At 75.9% G+C, this 24863-nt stretch carries 16 protein-coding genes and 2 pseudogenes; 4 read left to right on the top strand and 14 right to left on the bottom strand.

Features of this window, described 5'->3' with window-relative positions; all coding sequences use genetic code 11:
• Positions 1 to 121: 121 nt before the first annotated feature.
• Positions 122 to 1774, top strand: coding sequence for a non-homologous end-joining DNA ligase (ligD, locus tag FKM96_RS04220; RefSeq protein WP_371300488.1), 1653 nt, complete (start codon positions 122 to 124; stop codon positions 1772 to 1774).
• A gap of 122 nt (positions 1775 to 1896) precedes the next feature.
• Here the strand turns inward: ligD and FKM96_RS04215 are convergent, their stop codons facing one another.
• The 12 genes and pseudogenes from FKM96_RS04215 to FKM96_RS04165 form a co-directional block, all read right to left on the bottom strand.
• Complete coding sequence (locus FKM96_RS04215) at positions 1897 to 2166, bottom strand: hypothetical protein (RefSeq protein ID WP_147794177.1); 270 nt, start codon at positions 2164 to 2166, stop codon at positions 1897 to 1899.
• A 203-nt stretch (positions 2167 to 2369) separates the two neighbouring features.
• A pseudogene (locus FKM96_RS04210) lies at positions 2370 to 3908 on the bottom strand (ATP-dependent DNA ligase).
• Positions 3909 to 4076: 168 nt separating this feature from the next.
• Positions 4077 to 5657 carry a Na+/H+ antiporter gene (locus FKM96_RS04205; RefSeq protein WP_147794176.1) on the bottom strand — a complete coding sequence of 527 codons (1581 nt, stop codon included), beginning with the start codon at positions 5655 to 5657 and terminating at the stop codon, positions 4077 to 4079.
• Positions 5658 to 5756: 99 nt separating this feature from the next.
• On the bottom strand, positions 5757 to 7265 hold the full coding sequence (locus tag FKM96_RS04200; protein WP_147794175.1) for a glycoside hydrolase family 1 protein: 1509 nt from the start codon (positions 7263 to 7265) through the stop codon (positions 5757 to 5759).
• On the bottom strand, positions 7262 to 7828 hold the full coding sequence (locus FKM96_RS22100) for a glycoside hydrolase family 2 protein (protein WP_371300487.1): 567 nt from the start codon (positions 7826 to 7828) through the stop codon (positions 7262 to 7264). The genes FKM96_RS04200 and FKM96_RS22100 overlap by 4 nt, the downstream gene beginning before the upstream one ends.
• On the bottom strand, positions 7750 to 9825 hold the full coding sequence (locus tag FKM96_RS04195; RefSeq protein WP_371300486.1) for a glycoside hydrolase family 2 protein: 2076 nt from the start codon (positions 9823 to 9825) through the stop codon (positions 7750 to 7752). Before FKM96_RS04195 ends, FKM96_RS22100 begins: the two co-directional genes overlap by 79 nt.
• Before the next feature lie 56 nt (positions 9826 to 9881).
• Positions 9882 to 11924, bottom strand: coding sequence for a beta-galactosidase (locus FKM96_RS04190; RefSeq protein ID WP_246855196.1), 2043 nt, complete (start codon positions 11922 to 11924; stop codon positions 9882 to 9884).
• Positions 11917 to 12855, bottom strand: coding sequence for an ABC transporter ATP-binding protein (locus FKM96_RS04185; protein WP_147794174.1), 939 nt, complete (start codon positions 12853 to 12855; stop codon positions 11917 to 11919). The genes FKM96_RS04190 and FKM96_RS04185 overlap by 8 nt, the downstream gene beginning before the upstream one ends.
• Positions 12855 to 13742 carry an ABC transporter ATP-binding protein gene (locus FKM96_RS04180; protein WP_147794173.1) on the bottom strand — a complete coding sequence of 296 codons (888 nt, stop codon included), beginning with the start codon at positions 13740 to 13742 and terminating at the stop codon, positions 12855 to 12857. The genes FKM96_RS04185 and FKM96_RS04180 overlap by 1 nt, the downstream gene beginning before the upstream one ends.
• Positions 13742 to 14752: an ABC transporter permease gene (locus FKM96_RS04175; protein WP_246855195.1), complete on the bottom strand. Its 1011-nt coding sequence runs from the start codon at positions 14750 to 14752 to the stop codon at positions 13742 to 13744. The genes FKM96_RS04180 and FKM96_RS04175 overlap by 1 nt, the downstream gene beginning before the upstream one ends.
• Before the next feature lie 12 nt (positions 14753 to 14764).
• A complete protein-coding gene (locus tag FKM96_RS04170) occupies positions 14765 to 15754 on the bottom strand; it encodes an ABC transporter permease (protein ID WP_147794172.1) in 990 nt (329 codons plus the stop codon).
• Positions 15755 to 15797: 43 nt separating this feature from the next.
• On the bottom strand, positions 15798 to 17513 hold the full coding sequence (locus FKM96_RS04165; protein WP_147794171.1) for an ABC transporter substrate-binding protein: 1716 nt from the start codon (positions 17511 to 17513) through the stop codon (positions 15798 to 15800).
• 120 nt (positions 17514 to 17633) lie between these two features.
• On the opposite strand from FKM96_RS04165, the gene FKM96_RS04160 reads away from it, so the two are divergent.
• Complete coding sequence (locus tag FKM96_RS04160) at positions 17634 to 18866, top strand: ROK family transcriptional regulator (protein ID WP_168216875.1); 1233 nt, start codon at positions 17634 to 17636, stop codon at positions 18864 to 18866.
• A gap of 39 nt (positions 18867 to 18905) precedes the next feature.
• Positions 18906 to 21080 carry an alpha-galactosidase gene (locus tag FKM96_RS04155; protein WP_210417365.1) on the top strand — a complete coding sequence of 725 codons (2175 nt, stop codon included), beginning with the start codon at positions 18906 to 18908 and terminating at the stop codon, positions 21078 to 21080.
• A 22-nt stretch (positions 21081 to 21102) separates the two neighbouring features.
• Here the strand turns inward: FKM96_RS04155 and FKM96_RS04150 are convergent, their stop codons facing one another.
• The gene (locus FKM96_RS04150; RefSeq protein WP_147794169.1) at positions 21103 to 21972 is read right to left on the bottom strand and encodes a LacI family DNA-binding transcriptional regulator; all 870 of its coding nucleotides are present in this window, start codon (positions 21970 to 21972) and stop codon (positions 21103 to 21105) included.
• A 59-nt stretch (positions 21973 to 22031) separates the two neighbouring features.
• On the opposite strand from FKM96_RS04150, the gene FKM96_RS04145 reads away from it, so the two are divergent.
• The gene (locus tag FKM96_RS04145) at positions 22032 to 23255 is read left to right on the top strand and encodes an ROK family transcriptional regulator (protein WP_168216874.1); all 1224 of its coding nucleotides are present in this window, start codon (positions 22032 to 22034) and stop codon (positions 23253 to 23255) included.
• 72 nt (positions 23256 to 23327) lie between these two features.
• Here the strand turns inward: FKM96_RS04145 and FKM96_RS04140 are convergent.
• Positions 23328 to 24783 (bottom strand): annotated as a pseudogene (locus FKM96_RS04140) (lipase maturation factor family protein).
• Positions 24784 to 24863: the final 80 nt, after the last annotated feature.

Below are 24863 nucleotides of genomic sequence, written 5' to 3'. Positions count from 1 at the left end.
ACCCATCGGCAGGGCGGCCGCCGACACCTGGGACTTTGGTCCCAGACGCGTCGACGCGCGCACGGCGCCGGTCTCGGCCACGCTGGTGCCGGACGTCCGACCCGGGGAAGGGGTGGTCAGCGTGCCGGAGCGGCGGCGCCGCGCGACGTCGGTGGAGAAGGGCTCCGACCGAGGGCGCGGCCTGGAGACCTACCGGTCGATGCGCGACTTCGACCGCACCGCCGAACCCGCGGGCGCGGCGACCCCGGCGCCGACCGACCCCGGGGCCCCGCGGCGGTTCGTCGTGCAGCGGCACCGCGCCCGGCGGCTGCACTACGACGTGCGGTTCGAGGTCGACGGCGTGCTGGTGTCCTGGGCGGTGCCGCGCGGCCCGACGCTCGACCCGGACGTGCGTCGCATGGCTGTGCACGTCGAGGACCACCCGCTGGAGTACGAGGACTTCGAGGGCGTGATCCCGGCGGAGGAGTACGGCGGCGGGGACGTCATCGTGTGGGACCGCGGCACCTGGGAGCCGCACGGCACCGACGACCCGGCGGCGACGATCGCGGCGGGCGAGCTGCACGCCGACGTCCACGGCGAGAAGCTGCGCGGCCGCCTGGTGCTGGTGCGCCGCGGCGAGCCGGGCGCGGACGGCAAGGAGCAGTGGATCCTCGTGCACAAGCACGACGAGCACGCCGAGAAGGGTTGGGATGCCGAGGACCACCCACGGTCCGTGCTGAGCGGCCGGACCAACGACGAGGTCAAGGCCGACCCCGACCGGCTGTGGCGGTCCGACCGCCCCGCCGCCGAGGCGTCCGTCGACCTGCGGGCGCCGCAGGCCGGGCCGCCGACCGACGACGAGCTCGCCGCGCTCGACGACCTCGGCCCGAACGGCGGGACCTGGGAGGTGCACGGTCGCCGGCTCAAGGTCACGAACCTCGACAAGGTGCTGTTCCCGGCGCGCGACGGCGAGGAGCCCGTGACCAAGCGCGAGCTGCTCCGGTACGCCGCGCGGGTCGCGCCCGTCGTGCTGCCGTACCTGCACGGCCGGGCGCTCAACATGCACCGGTTCCCGCAGGGCGCCGGCACCGCGGGATTCTGGCACAAGGAGCTGCCGTCGCACGCGCCCGACTGGCTGCCGCGCTGGGACAACCCCGAGGCCGATTCCGGCGACAGCCGCACGTACCTGGTCGTCGACGAGCCGGCCGCACTGATCTGGGCGGCCAACTTCGGGGCGCTGGAGTGGCACGCGTGGACCTCTCGGACCGACGCGCCGCGGCAACCCACCTACGCGCTCGTCGACCTCGACCCGGGGCCGTCGACCGCCTGGGAGGACGTGCTGCTGCTCGCCCGGCTGCACCGGGACGCGTTCGAGCACCTGGGCGTGCGCGCGGCGCCGAAGGTGACCGGGCAGCGCGGGATCCAGATCTGGATCCCGATCGCGACCGGCCCGTCGTTCGACGACACCCGCGCCTGGGTCGAGCGGGTCTCGCGGACCGTCGGCGCGGTGGTGCCGGACCTGGTGAGCTGGAAGTGGGAGGTCAAGGCCCGCGGCGGGCAGGCGCGGCTCGACTACACGCAGAACGCGATCAACAAGACGCTGGTCGCGCCGTACAGCCCGCGGGCGCGTGCGGGGGCGCCGGTGTCGGCGCCGATCACCTGGGACGAGCTCGACGAGCCGTGGCTCCGGCCCGACGCGTTCACGATCCGCACGGTGCTGGACCGGGTGGCGGAGCGGGGGGACCCGTTCCGCGCGCTGCTCGGGCCGGGGCAGGTGCTGCCGCGGCTGGCGTGACCGCACGGGCGGCCGGGGCGACGAGGTCGGTGGAACGCGACGAGGTCGTCACCCGTGAGTGACGACCTCGTGCGGATGTGACGACCTCGGCGCCGGGAGGCCCGGCGGGCCGGGGTGCGGGGTCAGGAGCGGCGGCGGGCGGCGGCGAGGGCGGCGAGCGGGCGGCGCTGCCGCGGCCGGCGTCCGGGGTCGTCGCCCCGGGCGGCCTGCGAGCGCCGGTGCTCGAGCCGGTGCTCGAGCTCGCGCTCCTGCTGGCGGTACACGACGAGGAACAGGTCGGGGTGCACGGGGTCCTCCTGCACGGTTCGGGTGGCGGGTCGCGCCACCGGCTGGGTCGCCGCGAGGGAGGCGGTCGCGTCCTCGCGGCCCGTGGACCGGGGGTGGTGGTCCACGGGTCCATCCTCTCGCGCGCGAGGGACGACGGGGCCGCTGACCTGGGGGTGGATCACCCGTCCGCGCACCACGACGGCCCGGGGCGAGCGGGTGCGGAAGGGACCAGGGTCCCGGTCCGCGGGTGACGTCCGCCGCGGCTCGGGCCGGTGCTCCCCGCTCCGCACTCGTCCCGCGGGTGCCGGCCCGCCCGCGCCCACCGGTCTCAGCCCGCCGGTGCCGCCAGCGCCCGCACCGTGTCGATCGTGTCGGCCTCCGCCGCGGACTTGTCCTCCCGGTACCGCAGCACCCGCGCGAACCGGAGCGCCAGCCCGCCGGGGTACCGGGTGGACCGCTGCAGCCCGTCGAACGCGATCTCCACCACCTGCTCGGGCCGCAGCGTCACGGTCCAGCCGTCGTCGGCGACCTCGAGCTCCCGGAACCGCGCGGTCTGCCAGGCGAGCATCTCGTCCGTCATGCCCTTGAACGTCTTGCCGAGCATGACGAACCCGCCGTCGCCGTCCCGCGCGCCGAGGTGGATGTTGGACAGGGAGCCGACCCGGCGGCCGGAGCCGCGCTCCACGGCCAGCACCACCAGGTCGAGGGTGTGCCGCGGCTTGACCTTGACCCAGGCGCCGCCGCGCCGGCCGGCCTCGTAGGGCGCGGCGGCGTCCTTGACGATCACGCCCTCCTGCCCGGCGGCGACCCAGCCGGCGAACGCCTCCTGCGCCACGTCGAGGTCCGCGGTGACGACCCGCTCGACGGCGTGGTCCGGGGCGATCGCGTCGAGCACGGCCAGCCGGTCGGTCAGCGGGGCGTCGAGCAGGTCGACGCCGTCGCGGTGCAGGACGTCGAAGAAGAACGGGTGCAGCGCGGTGGTCGCGGCGAGCTCGGCGTCCCGGGTGGCGCTGCGCGCGGCGGTCTCCTGGAACGGGCGCGGCCGGCCGTCGGCGTCCAGGGCCAGGGCCTCGCCGTCGAGCACCACCGAGCGCACCGGCAGGGCCATCGCCGCCGCGACGACCTCGGGCACCCGGGTGGTGATGTCGTCGAGGCTGCGGGTGTAGACGCGCACGTCGTCGCCGTCGCGGTGCACCTGGATCCGGATGCCGTCGAGCTTGGCGTCCACGACGACCGCCCGGCCGTCGAACCCCGCGACCGCGGCGGGGACGTCGGGCGCCGAGGCGGCGAGCATCGGCCGCACCGGGCGGCCGACCGCCAGGCCGAACGCGTCCAGGGCGGCCCGCGCCGCCTCGGGGGTCGGTGCCGCGAGCGCCGCCCCGGCGACCGGCTCGCTCGCTCCTGCCAGCATCGCCGCCCGCCGGACTGTCGCGACCGGCACGCCGGCGGCCTCGGCGACGGCGTCCAGCAGGAGCGCGTCGAGCGCGCCCTGGCGCACCTCGCCGGCGACGAGGCCCGCGAGGAACCGCTGCTCGTCGGCGGTGGCCGCGCCGAACAGCTCCGCCGCGAGCGCCGATCACGCGCCGGCGGAGCCCGGGCCGGACAGCCCGGCCATGCGCTCGAAGGTCGCGTCCACGGCGAGGACGTCGAGGGACGGCTCGGCCGCGGGCGGCGGCAGGTCGCGCAGGGACCGCCAGCCGAGGCCGGTGCGGCGCTGCCGGAGCTCGCCCGCGAGGTACCGCGCGACGACGGGCACCTCGTCCGGGCCGGTGCGGCGGAGCAGGTTGACGAGCAGCGCGCGCTTGGCGAGGCGCGAGCGGGTCGCGGCCAGGCCCGCGCTGGTGGCGGCGACGTCGGCGAGCAGCACGTCGTCATCCTGCCGCCGACCACCGACACGCGCCCGCGGGCGACGAGAGCGGCGTCCCGGCCCGGCCCCGCCCCGGCGGCGACCCCACCCGATCGTCGCGAAGCGCACGCCAGGACCCGGTGGCGTCGCGAGAATCGGGTGGGGACGGGAACGGCGGCCGGGCCCGGCTCACTCGGGGGACAGGGTGCCCCGCGTGAGCCGGACCTCCTCCGCGTCGAGCTGGGCCTGCACCTCGCGCAGCACGATGTCGTCGATCGTCCGCTCATCGCGCAGCCGCACCACCGCCGCGCGCTTGTGCGCGAGCACCGCCAGCCGGAGCGCGTCGAAGTCGGCCTCGCGCGGGCGGCCGTCGTCGGCGGGCCCGTCGCCGGCCTCCGCCAGCGCCTCCGCGTGCATCCGGTACTCCGCCTCCAGCTTGGCGACGACCTTGCCGGTCAGCCCGAGCCGCTCGGCCTCGACCGGGAGGGCGTCCAGCGCGGCCCGGGTCGCGACCTTCTCCGCGTGGTGCCGCTCGGTGTCGACGCCGTCGTCGGCGGGGAGCCGGGCCCAGCGGACGACTGCCGGCAGCGTGAGCCCCTGGACGAGCAGCGTCGCCAGGATCACGCCGCCGGTGATGAAGATGATGACGTCGCGCCCGGGGAACGGCGCGCCGTCCCCGGTGGTCTCGGGCACGCCCAGCGCCGCGGCCAGCGACACCGCACCGCGGAACCCCGCCCACGCGCCGGGCATCCGGTGCCGCCAGGACACGCGCCGGGTGCGCTGCACCGGGCGGCGGTCGAGGGCCCGGACGACGTAGGGCGTCGTGTGGAACCACAGCATCCGGGCGCCGATCACCGCTCCGAACGCGGCCGCGGTCCACCCCAGTGCCTCGGCGAGCCGGGCGGAGGTCAGCCCGTCCGCGGCGGTGACGAGCTGCATCCCGACGAGCACGAACAGCGCCCCGTTCAGCACGTGGCTGACGACCGCCCAGAACGACTGCGACTGCACCCGGGCGGCGGCGGGGATGAGGCGCGGCCCGCTCTGGCTGATGAGCAGGCCGGCGACGACCACGGCGAGGACGCCGGACGCCTCGACGAGCTCGGCGAGGAGGAACGCGGCGAACGGGGTCAGCACGCTGATCACGCTCTGCTGGATCGCCTCGTGCATGCGCTCGCGCAGCTGGACCGCCAGCCACCACACCACCACCCCCGCGGCCGCGCCGCCGAGGTAGGAGAGCGTGAACCGGCCCGCGAGGTAGCCGCCGGTGACCGGCTCGGCGACGGCGTGCACCGCGATCGCGTAGATGACCAGGGCGGTGCCGTCGTTGACCAGGCTCTCCGCGCGCAGGGTGGTGAGGGTGCGGCGCGGCATGCCGCGGGCGACGCCGGCGACCGCGGTGGCGTCGGTGGGCGCGAGCACGCCGCCGAGGATCCACGCCGGGCCCCACGGCATCCCGAGGGCGTGCAGCACGACGGCGACCACGCCCGCGGTCACCACCACGAGCAGCACGCTGGACAGCACGATGACCCGCAGGTTCGCGCGGATCTCGCGCAGCGACGTCGTCAGGCTCTCCCAGTAGAGCAGCGCGGGCAGCACCACCAGCAGCACCAGCTCCGGCGGCACCGTGAGCCCGCGGAACGCGGGGAGGAACCCGAGGCCGATCCCGAGGACGAGCAGGACCAGCGGCGGCGCGACGCCGAGCCGGCGCCCCAGGGCCGTTCCGGCCAGGAGCGCGAGCAGCACGACGACGATGAGCTCCAGCGTGAGCACGGTGCCTCCTGCGGCGCGGGCGGCCGGTCGTCGAGGGGGCGGCCGGGCGGGACGGCACGAGGATGCTCGCGCCGCCCCGACCCGGCAAGAGGGGGTGGCTCAGCCGGCCCCTGCGCCCGCACCGGCACCCGTGCCCGCACCGACGGCGACCGCGGCCCCGGCGACCGGCGGCAGCACGCCCGTGGTCGCGAGCCGCCGGTACCAGTGCCCCGAGTCCTTCACGGTGCGCGCCATCGTCGCGTAGTCGACGTGCACGATCCCGAACCGGCGCTCGTACCCGTACGCCCACTCGAAGTTGTCCAGCAGCGACCACGCGAAGTAGCCCCGGACGTCGGCCCCGGCGTCCAGCGCCGCGCCGACCGCCTCGACGTGCGCGCGCAGGTACGCGACGCGGTCGGTGTCGTGCACGCCCCCGTCGGGCGCGACGACGTCGGGGTACGCCGCCCCGTTCTCGGTGACGTGCAGCGGGAGGCCGGGGCGGCGGCGGTGCAGGTCGACCAGCAGCTCGGTCAGCCCGGACGGGTCGACGACCCAGCCCATCGCGGTCCGCGGGCCCGGCTGGTGGCGCCAGCGGACGCCCTCGACGAGGTTGGCTGGCGGTCGGGTCGCGCCCGCGGGCGAGGCCGCCTGCACGTCGGCCTGCCCGGCCGTGGCGTCCCCGGCCCGGTGGGCCGGCCCGGCCGCGCCCCCATCCGCGCCGACGAGCGCGGTCGTGTAGTAGTTCACGCCGAGCGCGTCCAGCCGCGTCCGGACCAGCTCCAGGTCGCCGTCGCGCACGAACGACCAGTCGGTCAGGTGCGCCGTCTCCGCGACGGCCTCCTCCGGGTAGGCGCCGTCGAGCAGCGGCCCGAGGAACACCTCGTTCGCCACCCGGTCGAGCCGCGCCTTCGCGGCCGCGTCCGCGGGCGCCGCCGACGCGGCCCGGTTCACCTGGAGGTTCAGCGTGATCGACACCGGCGCCGCGTCCCCCGCGGCGGCGCGCACCGCGCGGGCGCCGAGCCCGTGCGCCAGGTTGAGCGTGTGCACCGCGGCGAGCGCCCGGGCGGGGTCCTGCACGCCGGGGGCGTGCTCGCCGGACGCGTACCCGAGGTAGGCGGAGCACCACGGCTCGTTCAGCGTGGTCCACAGCGCGACGCGGTCGCCGAGCGCGCCCGCCACGAGGCCCGCGTAGTCGGCGAACCGCCAGGCGGTGTCCCGCTCGGGCCAGCCGCCGGCGTCCTCCAGCGCCTGGGGGAGGTCCCAGTGGTAGAGCGTGACGACCGGGTCGATGCCGTGCGCCAGCAGGGTGTCGGCCAGCCGCCGGTAGAAGTCCAGCCCGGCCTGGTTCGCCGGCCCGCGTCCGGTCGGCTGCACGCGGGGCCACGCGACGGAGAACCGGTAGGCGCCCAGGCCGAGGTCGGCCATGAGGGCGACGTCGTCGGCGAACCGCCGGTAGTGGTCGGTGCCGAGGTCGCCGGTGTGGCCGCCGAGCACCGCACCGGGGGTCCGGGAGAACGTGTCCCAGATCGACGGGCCGCGGCCGTCCGCGTCCGTCGCGCCCTCCACCTGGTACGCGGCCGTGGCCGCGCCCCAGAGGAAGCCGTCGGGGAACCGGCGCGCCCCGCTCACCGGGCCGCCTCGAGGTCGGCCTCGAGGTCCGGGTCACCCGCGACCGGCACGCCCCGCAGGTCGTTCGCCGACCGCAGCACGGGCGCGGCCGTCAGGTCGGCCAGGTCGAGCACGGCGTCCGTCGTCACGTGGAACGTCGCCCGCTCGCCGGCGAGCAGCGTGACGAGGGCGTCGTCGACGAGCGCGTCCGCCGCGAGCCGGTCGGCGTGCAGCGTGACGTCGGCCGCGTAGGACCGCGCGACGACCTCGACCCGGTAGCCGCCGGGCTCGCGCGCCGCGGTGGCCCGCACCGCCCCCGGGTCGAGCCGCAGGTCGACGTCCTCGACGAACACGTGCGTCGCCCGCCGCTCGGAGCCGCCGTCCGGCAGCCGCGCCGCCAGCACCTCGCCGGCCGGGTCGCGGGGCGTCGCCAGGTCCGCCGGCACCGGCACGACGGCCACCGACCGCGGCTCGACCGCCACGGGCACGCCCGCCGCCGCGGCCGTCACGCCGCCGAGCGTCTCCCGGCGCAGGTGCGCGGTGCCGGCCCAGGGCTCGTCGGTGTCGTTGGTCGCGACCAGCACGATCCGCCGTCGCGCTCGGCGAGGAGCAGCGTGCGCGGGGCGCCGGCGGCGCGCAAGGCGTACCAGAGCGGCTTGGGCCGCTCGGCGGAGTCGACGGCCGCCCAGGACGTGACCGGCCAGCAGTCGTTGAGCTGCCAGACGATCCAGCCCGCGGTGCGCGGCCACCAGGCGCGGTAGTGCTCGACCGCGTGCCGGACCGCGCGCGCCTGGTTGAGCTGGGCCGCCCAGTGCCAGTCGGCGAAGTCGCGGGGGACGCCCAGGTGCGGCGCCATGCCGCGGTCGAGCTTGCCGTTGCCGTCCTCGGCCTTCTGGTGCACGAGGAACACGGGGTCCTCCTGCGGCACGGGCGCGTCCGCGAGCGGGCCGCCGTCGACGGCGTGCACCGCGTCGACGAGGGTGCGCCAGGCCGGCGGCCCCTGGAACCCGAACTCGGAGCAGAACCGCGGGATCTCCGAGCGGTAGACCGTGTAGTCGACGCGGTTCCACACCTCCCACTGGTGGTGCGTGCCGCGGTCGGGGTCGTTGGGGTGCACGTCCTCGGGGTCGCGGCGCGGGGTGAACGGGCTGTTGGTGGCGTACGGGCGGGTCGGGTCCAGCTCCGCCAGCACGGCCGGGAACAGCTCCTCGGCGTACCACCGGCCCCATGTGGCGTCGCCGAGCTGCGCCTTCCAGCCCCAGTCCTCGTGGCCCCAGACGTTCTCGTTGCCGCCGTTCCACAGCACCAGCGACGGGTGCGGCATCAGGCGCACCACGTTCTCCCGCGCCTCCGCCTCGATCTCGGAGCGCAGCGGCTCCTCCTCGGGGTACGCCGCGCAGGCGAGCAGGAAGTCCTGCCAGACCAGCAGGCCGCGCTCGTCGCACGCCTCGTAGAAGTCCTCGGACTCGTAGATCCCGCCGCCCCAGACCCGCAGCAGGTTGAGGTGCGCGTCCGCCGCCTGGTCGAGCCGGCGCACCAGGCGCTCGCGGGTGATCCGGGTCAGGAGGTGGTCGTCGGGGATCCAGTTGGCGCCGCGCACGGCGACCGGGCGGCCGTTGACCACGAGGGTGAACCGGGTGCCGTGCTCGTCGTCGGCGGTGTCGAGGGCCACCGACCGGAAGCCGACCCGGCGGCGCCAGGTGTCGAGCGCGGCGCGGTCGCCGCCGCCGGCCGGCGCCAGCGTCACGTCCAGGTCCACCAGCGGCTGCTCGCCGTGCCCGACCGGCCACCACACGGGGGCGTCCGGGACCGCGAGCTCGACGGCCGCCGCGGAGTCGCCCGCCGGCACGGTCACGGAGGCCGACACCCCCAGCACCGCCGCCCGGACGGTCAGCGCGGCGTCCGGGACCAGCCCCGACCGCTCCACGTCCACGTGCACCGCGACCCGGCCGGTGCCGTCCGCGTCGAGCGTGACCAGCGGCCGCACCCGAGCGAGCCGGGCCACCGACCAGCGCTCGACCCGCACCGGCTTCCACAGCCCGGCGGTGCGCAGGTCGGGCCCCCAGTCCCAGCCGAACGAGCACGCCATCTTGCGGACGAAGTTGTACGGCACCGGGCTGTAGGCCGACGGCCGGTCGCCCAGGGCGTCCCGCACCTCGTCGGCGTACGCGGTGGCGGACCGCAGGTCGACGGTGAGCGCGCGCGGCGCCCCGTCCGCCAGGTCCCGCACGTCGTACCGGTACGACCGGTGCATGTTCGCCGTCGTCCCGAGCACCCGCCCGCCGAGCGCCACGGTGCCCACGGTGTCGATGCCGTGCAGCACGAGGTCGACCCGCTCGCCGTCCGCGGCCGGCTCCAGCGCGAGCGCCCGCTCGTACCGCCAGTCCGTGCCGTGGACCCAGCGCACCGACTCCTCGTGCGCGTCCAGGTACGGGTCGGGGATCAGGCCCGCGGCGAGCAGGTCGGTGTGCACCGAGCCGGGCACGTCGGCGGCGAGCGGGCCCGCGGCGAGGACGGCGTCGGGCACGGGGCCGGCGGTGGCGGTGACGGTCCAGCCGTCGGCGAGGGTGTGGTGCTGCACGGGTGCTCCCGGGTGTCGCAGGGGTGGCTCAGGGTGGCGCAGGGGTGTCGCAGGTGTCAGCGGCGCTCGCGGACGACGCGCACGCCGCCCGCCGGCACCGTGGTGACGGGCCCGACCTCCGCGCCGGTGAGCAGGTCGGTCCCGGACGCGGTGGCCGTGCGGTCCGCGCCGGTGTGGTTGAGCAGGAACAGGTACGAGGACCCGTCGCCGACGCGGCGGACCGCCTCGACGCCCGGGTCGGCCTGGGCGGTGCGCGGCAGCCCCACCTCCTCGACGAGCCGGGCGGCGACCCGGTCGACGGCCTCCCGGGGCAGCGCTGCCCCGACGTACCAGGCGGCCCCGCCGCCGGGGAGGGACCGCCGGGTCACGGCCGGCCCGTCCGCCAGCGAGGACGTGGCGTACCGGACGACCGCCTCGGCGCCGTCCAGCTCGACCCGCTCGGTCCAGTCCGCGACCTCCGCGCCGTCGTCCAGCAGGACGCGCTCGCCCGCCTGGAGCGGGTAGAACTCGTCGGTCCACGCGCCGAGCACGTCCTGCAGCGCGTCCAGCCCGGGCCGGACCCGGCCGCTCGGCTCGCAGACCCCGGACAGGTAGGTGACCAGCAGCGTCCCGCCGCGCTCGGGCACGGCGCGCAGCCGGTCCGCCTCCGCATCGGACAGCACCTGGAGCGTCGGCACCAGCACCAGGTCGTAGCCGCCCAGGTCGGTCCCGGGCGGCACGACGTCGCACAGCACCTGCCGCTCCCACAGCGCGCGGTGCCAGGTACGCAGCTCGCGCCCGTACCGCAGCGCCCGGTGCGGGGTCAGCCCGTGCTGCAGCGCCCAGCCGGCCGCGTCGTCGACGACCATCGCGGCCCGCGCGGGCTCGACCACGGTGCCCTGCACCTCCGCGAGGGACCGGAGGTCGCGCCCGAGGGCGACGACCTCCCGCCAGATCCGCGACCGGGTCCCGGAGTGCGGCACCATCGCGGAGTGGAACTGCTCGGCCCCCGCGGTCGAGGCGCGCCACTGGAAGAACAGCGCGCCGTCGGAGCCGCGGGCGACGTGCCCCAGGGCGTTCCGGGCGATCTCGCCGGGGTCCTTGGCGCGGTTGCGCTGCTGCCACGAGGGCGCCCCGGTGGAGTGCTCCATGAGCAGCCACGGCCGGCGACCCGCCGACATGCCGCGCATCCGGTCGCCGGCGAACGCGAGGTCCTGCTCCCGGTCCGGGTCGTCGACCAGCGTGTAGTGGTCGTTCGCCACGACGGCGGTGTGCGGGGCCCACGACGCGTAGTCGACGACCTGCGCGCCGGGCCCGACCATCATGTTCGTGGTCACGGGCGCATCGGAGTGCCGCTCCAGCACCTCCTTCTCGGCGAGGTAGTGCGCGAGCAGCGCGTCCGAGGAGTACCGCTCGTAGTCGAGGTACAGGCCGGGGTTCGGCGCCCCGTGCTTCCCGCGCGGCGGCAGGATCTCGTCCCACGCGCCGAACCGGTGCCCCCACTGCGCCGTGCCCCACGCGGCGTTCACCGCGTCGAGGGACCCGTACCCCGCGCGCAGCCAGTCCCGGAACGCCGCCGCGGACACGTCGCAGTAGCACCGGGCGTTGCCGCCGCCGAGCTCGTTGCTCACGTGCCAGAGCCGCACGGCGGGATGGTGCCCGTACCGCCGCGCCAGCGCCTCGACGTACCGCAGCGCGTACCGCCGGAACACCGCGCTGCTCGGGCACCACGCCAGCCTGCCGCCGGGCGGCTGCTGGTACAGGTCAGCGTCGTAGGGCAGCACCTCGGGGTGCGCGGTGTGCAGCCAGGACGGCGGCGCGGCGGTCGGCGTGGCCAGGTCGATCGCGATGCCCTGGGCGTGCAGCAGCTCGACCGCCTCGTCGAACCAGGTCCAGTCGAACGCGCCGTCGGAGGTCTCGACCAGGCCCCAGGAGAACACCCCGAGGGTCACCAGGTTGACCCCGGCCTCGCGCATCAGGGCGACGTCCTCGTCCCACACCGCGCGGGGCCACTGCTCGGGGTTGTAGTCGCCGCCGTAGGCGAGGCCGTCGACCAGGCGGACCGGCGGGGGTGCGGCGGCGGGCGGCGGCGGGACGACCGCGCTGACGAACTCAGGCACGCGCGCGCTCCTTCGCGACCGACGACGCGGCGACGGCCGCGGCCTCCGCCTCGTCGATCGGCACCCACGCCCCGAGCGTGTGGTCGTAGCAGACCGAGTTGTCGATCGCGTCGCGCGCCACGGCGGTGTCGCCCTCGCGCCCGACGCTGCCGACCCGGTCCGGGTCGGGCGCGGCCATCGCGAGCAGCTTCGTGTAGTCGTGGTGCGGGTCCAGGATCACGGCGTCCGCCGGCCCGCGCTCCACCACCCGGCCGCGGTAGAGCACCAGGATCTCGTCGGAGAAGTGCCGCGCGGTCGCCAGGTCGTGCGTGATGTAGAGGACCGCGAGGTTGTCCTCGCGCTGCAGCCGGCCGAGCAGGTTGAGCACGCCGAGCCGGATGGACACGTCGAGCATCGACACCGGCTCGTCCGCGATCAGCACCTGCGCGCCCGGGGCGAGCGCCCGGGCGATCGCGACGCGCTGCCGCTGCCCGCCGGACAGCTCGTGCGGCCGGCGCGCGGCCATGTCCTCCGCGGGGTGCAGGTTGACCCGCTCCAGCATCTCCAGCACCCGGGCGTGGGTGGACGCCGCGTCGTGGGTGCGGCGGTGGATCCGCAGCGGCCGGGCCACGTGGTGCTCGACCGAGTGGAACGGGTTCAGGGAGGCGAACGGGTCCTGGAACACCATCTGCACGTGCCGCTGGTACACCGAGCCCATCACGGGCGTCCGGTCGTCCAGCTGCACGTCGATCCGCCCGGAGGTCGGCTTCTCCATCCGGGTGAGCAGCTTGGCGATCGTCGACTTGCCGGAGCCCGACTCGCCCACCAGGGCGACGGTGCGCCGGGGCACCAGGTCGAACGACACCCGGTCGACGGCCCGCAGGGTGCTGCGGCGCAGGCCGGAGCGCAGGGCGTAGTCCTTGGTCAGGTTGGTCACGTGCACGCTGGTCATCAGGCCTCCTCGGGGTCGACGCCCTCGCGGATGAACGCGCCGCGCTCGCCGGACAGGCTCGGGAACGACCCGAGCAGCCGGCGGGTGTACGGGTGGGCGGGGGAGCGGTGCAGCTGGGCGGCGGTCTCCAGCTCGACGATCTCGCCGGCGAGCATCACCGCGATCCGGTCGCTGATCTCCAGCAGCAGCGGCAGGTCGTGCGTGATGAACACGACCGCGAAGTCGAGCTCGTCGCGCAGCCGGACGATCTCGCGGAGGATCTCCCGCTGCACCACCACGTCGAGGGCGGTGGTGGGCTCGTCCATGATCATGATCTGCGGCTCGAGCAGCATGGCCATCGCGATCATCACCCGCTGCCGCATGCCGCCGGACAGCTCGTGCGGGTAGGACCGCAGTCGCCCGGGGTCGACGCCGACCCGGGTCAGCACCTCGGCGGACCGCGCCCTGCGCTGGGTCCGCGACATCGAGGAGTGCGCCCGCAGCGTGTCGTCGAGCTGGGCGCCGACCGTGCGGACCGGGTTGAGCGAGTTCATCGCGCCCTGGAACACCATCGACAGCTGCGACCAGCGGAACCGGCGCAGCGGCTCGTCGTCCAGCCCGAGCAGGTCGACGTCGCCGCCGTCCCGGTCGTGGAACACCACGGAGCCGGACGCGATCCGGGCCGGCGGCTGGTGCAGCCGGTTGATCGCGTAGGCGAGCGTCGTCTTGCCGCAGCCGGACTCGCCGGCCAGACCGAGGATCTCGCCGCGGCCGAGCTGCAGGCTCGCGCCCCTGACGGCGGTGACGGGCTCCTCGACGTCGTAGACGACGGTGAGGTCGGTGACGGTGAGCACGGGGCGGCGCGCCGGCGCCGCGGCGTGCGGGACGCGGTCGGTGAGCGTGGTCATCAGGCGGCCTTCCTGGCGACGCGGGCGGCCGCCTTCGCGCGACGGCGGGCGGTGCGGGCGTTCTTCAGGCGGGGGTTGATGATCTCGTCGATCGAGAAGTTGACGAGGGACAGCCCCATGCCGAACAGGGCGATCACGAGCCCCGGCGGCACGAACCACCACCAGGCGCCGAGCGGGAGCGCGAAGCCGTTCTGCGCGTAGAACAGCATCGTGCCGAGGGTCGAGGCGTTCGAGGCGCCGAGGCCCAGGAACGACAGCCCCGCCTCGCCGAGGATCGCCGCGATCACCGCGTACACGAACTGCGACGCGAGCACCGGGAGCAGGTTCGGCAGGATCTCCACGCCGATGACCCGCCACGGCTTCTCGCCCGACAGCCGGGACGCGGCCACGTAGTCGCGGGACCGCACCGACAGGGTCTGCGCGCGCAGCACCCGCGCCGAGGCCGCCCACGACGTCAGGGCGAGCACCACCGCGATGGTCCACAGCCCGCGGCTCTCCCGCGGCACGAAGCCCGAGATCACGATCACCAGCGGCAGGCCCGGGATCACCAGGAACACGTTCGACAGCAGGGAGAACCCCTCGTCCGCCGCGCCGCCCAGGTAGGCGCCGTAGATGCCGAAGAACGCCGACAGCACCGTGGCGAGCACGCCGACCATCAGGCCGATCTGCAGCGAGCCGCGGGTCGCGTGCGCCAGCTGGGCGAGCACGTCCTGGCCGGTCTGGGTGGTGCCGAGCCAGTGCTCCGCCGACGGCGGGGCCAGGCCGACGTCGGAGATCGCGTCGGGGTCGCCGACCAGGTACGGCCCGACCACGCCGAGCAGCACGACCCCGGCGATCAGGACGAGGCCGGTGGCGAGCCACGGGGTCATGGTCGGCAGCAGCATCCGCCACGCGGGGCGGGCGCGGGTCCCCGCGGGGCGGGGCTCGGGAGTGGTGGTGGTCGGGGTGGCCTCGACGGGGCCGCCGGGCCCCTCGACGGCCACCTGCACGTCCGGTCCGATGTTCGTCATCGCCGGCTCCCCTCAGCCCTTCGCGCGGGTGCGCGGGTCGATGAGGCCGTACAGCAGGTCGACGACGAGGTTCGCGCCGAGCACGGCCAGGGTGATGAACAGGAACACGCCCTGCATGAGCGCGTAGTCGTTGTTGGTGACCGCGGCGAGCAGCCGGGACCCGATGCCGGGGTAGGAGAACACCTGCTCGGTGACCACGGACCCGGAGACGACGAAGCCCAGGGAGATGGCGAACCCGGCGACCGACGGCAGCACGGCGTTGCGGGCGGCGTAGTTCCGCATCACCTGCCCGTGCGGCAGGCCCTTGGCGCGCGCGGTCAGCACGTAGTCCTCGGACAGCGTCGACACCATCATGTTGCGCATCCCGAGCAGCCAGCCGCCGATCGACGCGACCACGATGGTCAGCGCGGGCACGAAGCCGTACTCGATCGCGGAGCCGATGAACTCCGGCGACCAGCCGGGGTCGAGCACCACGTCGTAGCCGCCCTGCGAGGGGAACCAGCCGAGCACCCGGGACAGCAGGTAGACCAGCACCAGCGCGAGCCAGAAGTACGGCACCGCGGCGAGCAGCGTGGTCAGCGGCACCGCCGAGTCCAGCCAGGTGCCGGGGCGCCAGCCGACGAACGCGCCGAGCAGCACGCCGATGGTCGCCGCGAGCACCGTGGCGATGCCGACCAGCACGACGGTCCACGGCATCGACGTGCCGATGACCTCGCTGACCGGGGTCGGGAAGTAGGTGACCGAGACGCCGAGGTCGCCGTGCAGCAGGTTCGACAGGTAGGTGCCGTACTGCTGCAGCAGGGAGTCGGTGGTGTCGCCGCCCAGCAGGGCGGAGTACGCCTCCCGGGTCTCGGGGGTGACCGTCCCGCCGCGCTGCTGGAGCTTGGCCAGCAGGATGTCGACCGGGTTGCCCGGGAGCAGGCGGGGGATGAGGAAGTTCAGGGTGACGGCGGCCCACAGGGCGACCGCGTAGAAGCCGAGCTTGCGCAGGACGTAGTTCACGTCGCGACCCTTCCGACGGCGGGGGAGACCGGCCCGGGTCGCCTCAGCCGGCCGCCGGCTCCAGGCGCTTGAAGATCTCCGCGGCGTCGAACGCGGACCACACCGCCGGGAAGGCGTACATGTCGTCCTCGGTCGGCCAGCCGGTGAACCCGCCGACGTTCCACTCGCTCGTGGTGCCGCCGGTGAGGATCGGGATGTACGGCATGTCCTCGACGACCGCGGCCTGGATGGTGTCGAAGTACGGCTGCCGGGCCTCGGCGTCGTCCAGCGGCATGGTCTTCAGGGACTCGAGCGCGGCGTCCACGTCCGGGTCCGCGTACCGGGAGTAGTTGTTGCCCGCCGCCTCGCCGACCGGGGCGCCCGTCGCCGACGAGAAGAAGTACGTGTACAGGTAGTACGGGTCGGGCGCCGGGCCCTGCCACAGCGAGTCGATCGCCAGCTGGAAGTTGCCCTGGGTGCGGCGCTCGGTCCACTCGTTCCACGACGACTGCGCGGTCTGCACGTCGATGCCCGCGGCCTTGGCCTGCTGCGCGATCGTCTGCACGGCGGTGATGTAGTCGGTCCAGCCGGTGACGACCTCGACCGTCACGGTGAGCCGCTCGCCGTCCTTGGCGTAGATGCCGTCGGAGCCCTTGGCCCAGCCGGCGGCCTCGAGCACCGCGGCGGCGCCCTCGGGGTCGGCCTTCTCGGGGGCGACCGGCTCCTCGACGTCGGCCGAGATGGTGGCCTCCTGCGTGGAGGTCAGGGCGAACGTCGGCGAGATCTCGGACGCGGTCTCCTCGAACGCGAGCTGGTTGAGCTGCGTGCGGTCCATCGCCAGGTACAGCGCGTGCCGGACCGCCGGGTCGGTCTGGGGACCGGAGCAGCCGAGCTCGACGCTGGAGCAGGTCGCGAGCACCATCTGGTTCTGCGCGGCGGTCAGCGTGTCGTAGCCGGGGAAGTTCTCGGCGACGTTCTGGATGTCCGGCACCGGGCCGGTCTGCCAGTCGATCGTGCCGTTCGCGATCCCGTCGGCGCCCGCGGTGTTGCCGGACAGGGACAGGAACCGGATCGTCTTCACGGCCGGCTCGCCGCCCCAGTAGTCGGGGTTCGCGGTGTAGGTGAACGCCTGCGGCTTGAAGTCGCCGAGCACGTACGCGCCGGTGCCGACCGGGTTCTCGACCACGTCGGCGGTCGGGTCGACGTCCGCCCACAGGTGCTCGGGGACGATCGGCACCCCGGACAGCACGTCGGGGCCCTGCACGAACGCGGGCGCCTCGAACGTGAACGTGACGTGGGTGTCGTCGGTCGCGGCCGCGGTTCCCGCGTAGCCGACGTTGTTGATCGCCGGGGTGCTCGCGAGCAGGTCGTAGGTGAACACCACGTCGTCGGCCGTGAACGGCTCGCCGTCGCTCCAGGTGACGTCGTCCCGGAGCGTGACCTGCAGCTCGGTGCCGTCGTCGTTCCAGGTGTAGTCGGTGCCGAGCAGGGGGACCGGGTCGGACTCGGCGGCCTTGTTGATGAAGAACAGCTGCTCGTAGATCGCGCCGAGCCCGCCGATCCGGGACGGGGAGAACGGGTTGAAGTTGACCTGGTAGTCGCCGGACTGGCCGGTGTAGGCGACGAGCGTGCTGCCGTCGCCCGAGGCGCCGGTGCTGCCCGAGCCGCCGCCGTCGCCGCCGCTGCACGCGGCGAGGAGGGCGAGCGTCGCGGCGCCGGCGACGAGCGGGACGACGCGGCGGGCGCGGCGCCGGTGCGTGCGTGCTGACCTGAGGAACATCGCTGGTCCTTTCCACCCGTCGCGGCCGACGGTCTGGTCGTGGCCGCGTCGTCGCGGCCCGGGGAAACGCAGGCATATCGTTACGTGCTTAAATTAAGCATGTCAAGATATGGTCGGGACATGCGAGCACCTCGTGCCGCGACCGGGGCGCTCGTCCTCGACCTGATCCGCACGCACGGCACGGTCAGCAGGGTCGAGCTCGCCGACCGGTCCGGGCTCACCGCGGCGACCATCACGCACGTCGTGCGCGACCTCATGGGCGAGGGCCTCGTGCACGAGGTCGGCCGGGTCACCGGCGGCGTCGGGTCGCCCCGGCGGCTGCTGGAGCTCGACGCCGGGGCCTGGTTCGCGGTCGGGGTGCAGCTCGACCGGTGCGCCAGCAGCGTCGTCGTCACCGACTTCGCGGGGCGGCGGGTCGCGTCCACCGGCGTGCGCGGCGTGGGCCGGGGCGCGCCCGACGACACCCTGCCCGTGCTCGCCCGGCACATCGACCTGCTGCTGGCCGGGGCCGGCATCCCGCGCGACCGGGTGCTCGGCGTCGGGCTGGTCACCCACGGGCCCCAGGACCGCGGGGCCGGCGCCGTGCTCACCGGGCAGCCGACGCCGGAGTGGCGGGACTACCCGCTCACCGGGACGCTCTCCCGGCTGCTCGGGCTGCCGGTGCTGCTGGAGAACGACGCGACCGCCGCCGCCGTCGGCGAGCAGTGGGTCGGCGCGCTCGACGTCGACACGTTCGGCGTGCTCTACATGGCGACCGGCGTGGGCGGCGGCGTGATCGCCGGCTCGGAGGTGTACCGCGGCGGCACCGCCAACCCGGTCGAGATCGGGCACGTCCCGGTCGACCCCGCGGGACCCGCGTGCGCGTGCGGCAACCGGGGGTGCGTGGAGGTGCTGGCGGGGCCGGCTGCGGTCGTCGGCGCCGCGCTGGGCGACGCGGCGCTCGCGGACCGGCTCGGGCTGACCGGCGGGGGAGACGCGGTGCTGGCCGACTTCCAGCGGGTGGCGCGGGCCGCGGTCGCGGGCGACGCGGCGTGCGCGGCGCTGCTCGCGGCCTCCGCCCGGCACCTCGGCACCGCGGCCGTGACGCTGATGAACCTGTTCGACCTCGACACCGTGGTGCTCGCCGGACCCGCGTTCGGCGTCGCCGGGCCGCTGTACGTCGCGGGGGTGCAGGCGGCGGTCGACGCCGGGGCGCTCGCGCGGCTGCTGCGGCCGGTGCGGGTGCGGCTGTCCCGCGACGTGCGGGTGTCTGCGGCGGTGGGCGGGGCGCTGGTGGTGCTGCGGTCGCCGCTCGGGCGGCCGGGGGCGGCCGCCGTGCCCGCCGTGCCCGCCGTGCCTGCCGTGCCTGCCTAGGACCCGCTCGACCCGACCGTCCGACTCGAAGGAGAGCCCGTGACCGACCCGACCCCCACTCCTGCGCCCGACCCGGCGTCCTGGACCCTGCTGCGCCGCGACGGCGTCGCCGTCGTCCTGGCCCACCCGCGCGACGGCCTGCCCGAGGTGCAGCACTGGGGCGCCGACCTCGGGCCGCTCGCACCGGCCGACCTCGCCGGGCTGCGGGCCGCCGCCGACCGGCAGACGCCCCCGGGCACGCTCGACGCTGCCGGGCACCCGTCGCTGCTGCCGCAGGACACCGACGGCTGGCCGGGTCGCCCGGGGCTGCAGCTCGTGCGCGGCGGCGTGCCGCTCACCCCGCGGTGGCGGGCCGAGCCGCCCGCCGCGGACGAGGACGGCCACGCCGTCGAGGTCGTCGCGCGCGACGCCGCCGCCGGGCTGGTGCTGCGCTCGCGGCTGCACCTGGAGCCCGGCGGGCTGCTGGGTGTCGACCACCGGCTGGAGGTGGCGCCGGACGCGCCCGGTCCCGTCGAGGTGCAGGCCCTGGAGGCGGCGCTGCCGGTGCCCACCCGCGCGGACGTGGTGACCACGTTCGCCGGCCGGTGGACCCGGGAGAAGGCGCCGGCGACCGGCCCGCTGCCGCGCGGCTCGCTGGCGCGGCAGACCCGGCGCGGCCGCCCGGGCCACGACCACCCGTGGCTGCTGGCCCTGTCCGCCGCGGCGCCGCGGGACCGGGACGGCGAGGTCTGGGCCGTGCACCTCGCGTGGCCCGCGGACGCCACGTACCGCACCGACCGGCTGCCCGACCAGCCGACGCTGCTCGGCGCGGGCGAGCTGCTGCGGGCCGCGGAGGTCGTGCTGGCGCCGGGGGAGGCGTTCGCGGCGCCGACGGCGTGGTTCGCGTGGTCCGGCGCGGGTCTCGACGGCGTGTCCGCGCGGTTCCACCGGTACCTGCGCGCGCGCCCGCAGCACCCCCGCACGGAGCGGCCGCTCGTGCTCAACACCTGGGAGGCGGTCTACTTCGACCACGAGCCGGCGACCGTGCTCCGGCTCGCGGAACGGGCGGCGCGGATCGGTGTCGAGCGGTTCGTGCTGGACGACGGCTGGTTCCTCGCGCGCCGCGACGACACCCGCGGGCTCGGTGACTGGGTGGTCGACCGGACCGTGTGGCCGGACGGGCTCGGGCCGCTCGCGGACCGGGTGCACGCGCTCGGCATGCAGTTCGGGCTGTGGTTCGAGCCCGAGATGGTCAGCCTCGACTCCGACCTGGCGCGGGCGCACCCGGACTGGCTGCTGCACGACCTCGACCGGGTCCCCGACCCCGAGGGGCTGTCGTACCGCACCCAGTACGTGCTCGACCTGGCCCGGCCGGAGGCGCGGCAGCACGTCCTGGGACAGCTCTCCGCCCTGGTGGCGGAGCTCGGGATCGACTTCATCAAGTGGGACCACAACCGCGACCTGGTCGACGCCCGGCACGACGGCCGGCCCGGCGTCGACGCGCAGACCAGGGCGGTCCTGGGCCTGATGGCGGAGCTGAAGGCGCGGCACCCGGGCCTGGAGATCGAGTCCTGCTCCTCCGGCGGCGCGCGCAGCGACCTCGGCGTGCTGGAGGTCGCCGACCGGGTGTGGGCGTCCGACTCCAACGACGCCGTCGAGCGGCAGGACATCCAGCGCTGGACCGGGCTGCTGCTGCCGCCGGAGCTCGTCGGCGCGCACGTCGGGCCGCCGACGTCGCACAGCTCCGGCCGGACCCTCGACCTGTCGTACCGGCTCGCGACGAGCCTGATGGGCTCCGCGGGCTTCGAGTGGGACGTGCTGTCCTGCTCGGACGAGGAGGTCGAGGTGCTCACCCGGTTCGCGGGGCTGTACCGGGAGCTGCGGCCGCTCCTGCACACCGGGACCGCCGTGCACGCGGACGTGCGGGACCCGGCGCTCCGGGTGGTGGGCGCGGTGGCGCCGGACGGCTCCGCGGGGGTGTGGACGGTCGCGACCGTCGCCGCGCTGGAGGACGCCCGGCCGGAGCCGGTCCGGCTGCACGGGCTGCGCCCCGACGTGCGGTACCGGGTGCGGGTGCGCGACGAGATCGGCGCCGCGCGCTGGGGCTGGATCACGCCGCCCTGGCTGGCCGCGGGCGAGGTGACCCTCCCGGGCCGGGTGCTCGGCGAGGTCGGGCTGCAGATCCCCGCGCTGTGGCCGGCGCAGGCGCTCGTGCTGCACGCGACGGCGGTCTGAGCCGGTGGCCGCCGCGCCCGCGTCAGGCGGGCGGCGGCGCCGTCGAGCCGCGCGCGACCACCCGCACCCCCGGGGTGCGGGTGGTCGCCGGCGGGCCGCCGGCCACCGCCCGCAGCAGCACCTCGGCGGTGAGCGCGCCGAGCTCGTGCACGTCGCGGCTCACCACGGAGAGCGGGGGTTGGGAGATGCGCACGTTCGCCGAGTCGTCCCAGGCCAGCACCGACAGGTCCTGCGGGACCCGCACGCCGAGCCGCGCCGCCTCGCGCAGGCCGGCCAGCGGCATCAGGTCGTTGTCGTACACGATCGCCGTCGGCGGCTCGGGCAGGGCGAGCAGCTCGGCCGTGCGCAGCGCGCCGCTCGCCGCGCCGTAGTCGCCCTCCCGGTGCGCCACCGCGATCCCGGCGGCGGCCGCGGCCTCGTGGAACGCCGTGGCGCGCACCCGGGTGTGCCGGTAGCGCTCCGGCCCCGACACCCACCCCACCCGGCGGTGGCCGAGGTCCGCCAGGAACGCGACCGCGGTGCGCATCGCGTCGTCGTTGTCGTAGTCGACGACCCACCGGCCGTCGCCGGGCTCGCCGCCGAGCAGCACGGACGGCAGCCCGAGGTCCCGGCAGACCTGCTCGCGGGGGTCGTCGGCCACCAGGTCGGAGATCACCACGGCGTCCACGAGCCCGTCCCGGGCCCAACGGCGGTAGGCCACCAGCTCGGCGTCGAGGTCCGGCACGACGTGCACGAACACGCTCGCCCCGTGCGCGTCGAGCTCCTCCTCCATGCCCGCCAGCAGGTCCGTGTAGAAGGGCTCCAGCGCGCCGTCGTCGTCGGCCGGCAGCAGCGCCAGCCCGACCCGGACGCCGCTGCCCGGCCGCCGGTCGGGCGGCGTCGGCGTCGTCATGCGCGCAGCATCGCACGCCGCGCGCGGCGGGGGTGTGCCGCCGTGCCATGCTGAGCGGCATGGACGGCGTCGAGGTCGGGCAGGGCGCCGGGCGGCGGGGCGGCCGCGCGCCGTCGACCACGCGCTCCCGGGTGCTCGACCTGGTCCGCACCCGCGGGCCGATCAGCCGGGTCGAGCTGGCCGAGCTGACCGGGCTGACCCAGGCGGCGATCTCGCACGCGGTGCGCGCGCTGCTCGACCAGGGGCTGCTCCGCGAGAGCGGCGCGCGGGAGTGGACCGGCGGCAAGCCGCGGGTGATGCTCACGCTCGACCCGCTCGCGCGGTGCGCGGTGGGCGTGCAGCTCGGCGCGGACTGGCTGGTCGTCGTGCTCATCGACGCGCGCGGCGCCGTCGTGGCCCGGACCCGGGTGCGCGGCGCGCGCGACGAGGACCCCGAGGCGGTCGTCATCGGCATCGCGGGGGAGATCGACCTGCTGCTCCGGGCCTCCGGGATCGGTCGGGACCGGGTCGCCGGCGTGGGCCTCGCCGTCCCGGGCACCCTGGACCTCGAGGCGGGCGCCATCACGGTCTCCCGCTCGCTGCACCGGTGGCAGGGCTTCCCGGTCCGGGCGGACCTCGCGGAGGCCGTCGGGCTGCCGGTGGTGCTGGACAACGACGCGACCGCCGCGGCCGTCGGCGAGTACTGGGCCGGCCGCACCGCCGGGTCGGTCGCGCACTGCACGCTCTACATGGGCGCGGGCATCGGCGCGGGCGTCGTCGTCGGCGGCACCGTGCACCGCGGCGCCAGCGGGAACCCGGGTCCGCTGGGCCGGATGCACCTGCATCGCGCCGGGCACGACGCCGGGCCGACGCTCGAGGAGCTCGCCGCCCCGCACGCCGTCGCGCGGCGGGCCCGGGAGGCGGTGGCCGCGGGTCGCACGACCATGGCGCGGCTCAGCGCGGACGGCGACCCGATCACCGACTTCGGGGCGCTGGCCACCGCCGCCGTCCAGGGCGACCCGCTCGCGCTCGAGCTCGTCGAGGACTCCGCGGAGTACCTGGCGGACGCCGCCGTGACCGCCGCGAACCTGCTGGACGTCGACTCGGTGGTGCTGGCCGGACCGGCGTTCAGCACGGCGGGGTCGCTGTACGCGCAGGTCGTCGAGCGGCGGCTGCGGGCCGAGCTGCACGCGGCCGACCGGCACGGGGTGCGCGTGGCGCTCGCCGCGCACGTCGCGGACGCGGCGGCGGTCGGGGCCGCGGCGCTCGTGCTGCAGGAGGACCTGGCGCCGCGGCGGGGGTGACGCGCCGGGCGCCACGCCACGCGGGGGCGTCGGGGAGCCGGGGCCGGGTCGTCGGCGGGGAGCGGCGCCGGGTCAGCGACGCCGGGTCAGCAGCTCCAGGCTCACCGCGTCGACCAGCAGCCCCTGGTCCGCGCGCACCCACCGGTCGCCGGTGGCCCGGTGCTCCGCCGGGGGTGGCGAACCGGTACCCGTACAGCCGAGCCCGCACCCACCGCGGGCGCTCGCCGCGGAACGGGTCGTGCGCCAGCAGCCGCAGCGTGGGCCGGTCGGCCTCCAGCAGCTTCGCGAGGAACGGCACGAACCAGCGCAGCTGCGCCGCCGACCCGAGCGCCAGGAACCACATGAGCCAGTCGAGCCGCAGGTGGTACGGCGCGTACTGCCGGGGCAGCCGCCGGACGTCGCCGGGCTTGCCGCGGAACCCGTACTCGAGCCAGGTCGCGGCCTCGGGGTCCTCGTCCCGGGTGCCCTCGACCACCACCTCGGTGCGTCGGCGCGTGATCGTGCCGAACGCGCCGTAGGCGTTGACCAGGTGGAAAGGGTTGAAGGACGCGTTCATCCGCTGGTTCCGGGACGCCAGGTTGCGCGCCGGCCAGAAGGACAGCACGACGCACAGCGCGGTGACGGCGAGCGCGACCCCGACGAACCACGGCGGCGGGTCGGCCGGCGGCGCGCCGGTGCGGACGTCGACGCCGACCAGCCCGAGGACCGCGGCCCAGGACCGGTCGTCGACGGCCGAGGCCGCCAGCACGATGGTCAGCCAGTTCAGCCAGGCGAAGTTGCCGGACAGCACCAGCCAGAGCTGCGTCACGATCATCACCCCGGCGGCGGTGCCCGCCACCGGGCCGGGGACCAGCAGCCCGAACGGCACCACCAGCTGCGCGACGTGGTTGGCCGCGACCTCGACGCGGTGCAGCGGGCGGGGGAGCAGGTGGAACAGCCGGCTGGAGGGGCCCGGCATCGGCTGGGTCTCGTGGTGGTAGTACAGCGCCGTCAGGTCGCGCCAGGCCGGGTCGCCCCGCCACTTGATCAGGCCCGCGCCGAGCTCCAGCCGGAACACCAGCCACCACAGCAGCGCGAGGACGGTCCACGGCGGGGCGACGTCGTCCGAGCCCAGGAACGCCACGAGGAACCCCGCCTCCAGCAGCAGCGACTCCCAGCCGAACCCGTAGAACGTCTGCCCGACGTTGACCACCGACAGGTACAGGACCCACAGCACGGCGAAGGCGAGCAGCGGCAGCCACGGCGGGCCCTGCTGCGGCAGCCCGACGACCAGCACCGCGGCGACCAGGAGCCCGACCCAGCCCCCGACGACCAGCAGCCGGTCGGAGTACCGCCAGGCGAACAGGCTCGGCGCGTCCCGGAACGGCACCCGCTCGGTGAACGCAGGGACCGGGAGCAGGCCGCGCTCGCCGAGCAGCGGGCGGAACTGGCGGAGCACGTTCATGAACGCGAGCACGTACACGGCGGCGACGCCGCGCTGCGCGACCGCGCGGGCGATCGTGTACCCCTCCGCGCCGAACCACTCCACCGCCCCGCCCGCCTCCCGCGCCGTGCCGCCGCCTCGCCCCGCCTCGCGCCCCGCCTCGCGCCCCGCCCTCCTCGCCTCGT

Origin of the sequence: Cellulomonas sp. Y8 (genome assembly GCF_008033115.1) — a bacterium.
Lineage (GTDB): Bacteria > Actinomycetota > Actinomycetes > Actinomycetales > Cellulomonadaceae > Cellulomonas.
Note: the sequence above shows the minus strand (reverse complement) of the source record. Positions and strands in the feature narration are given on the sequence as shown.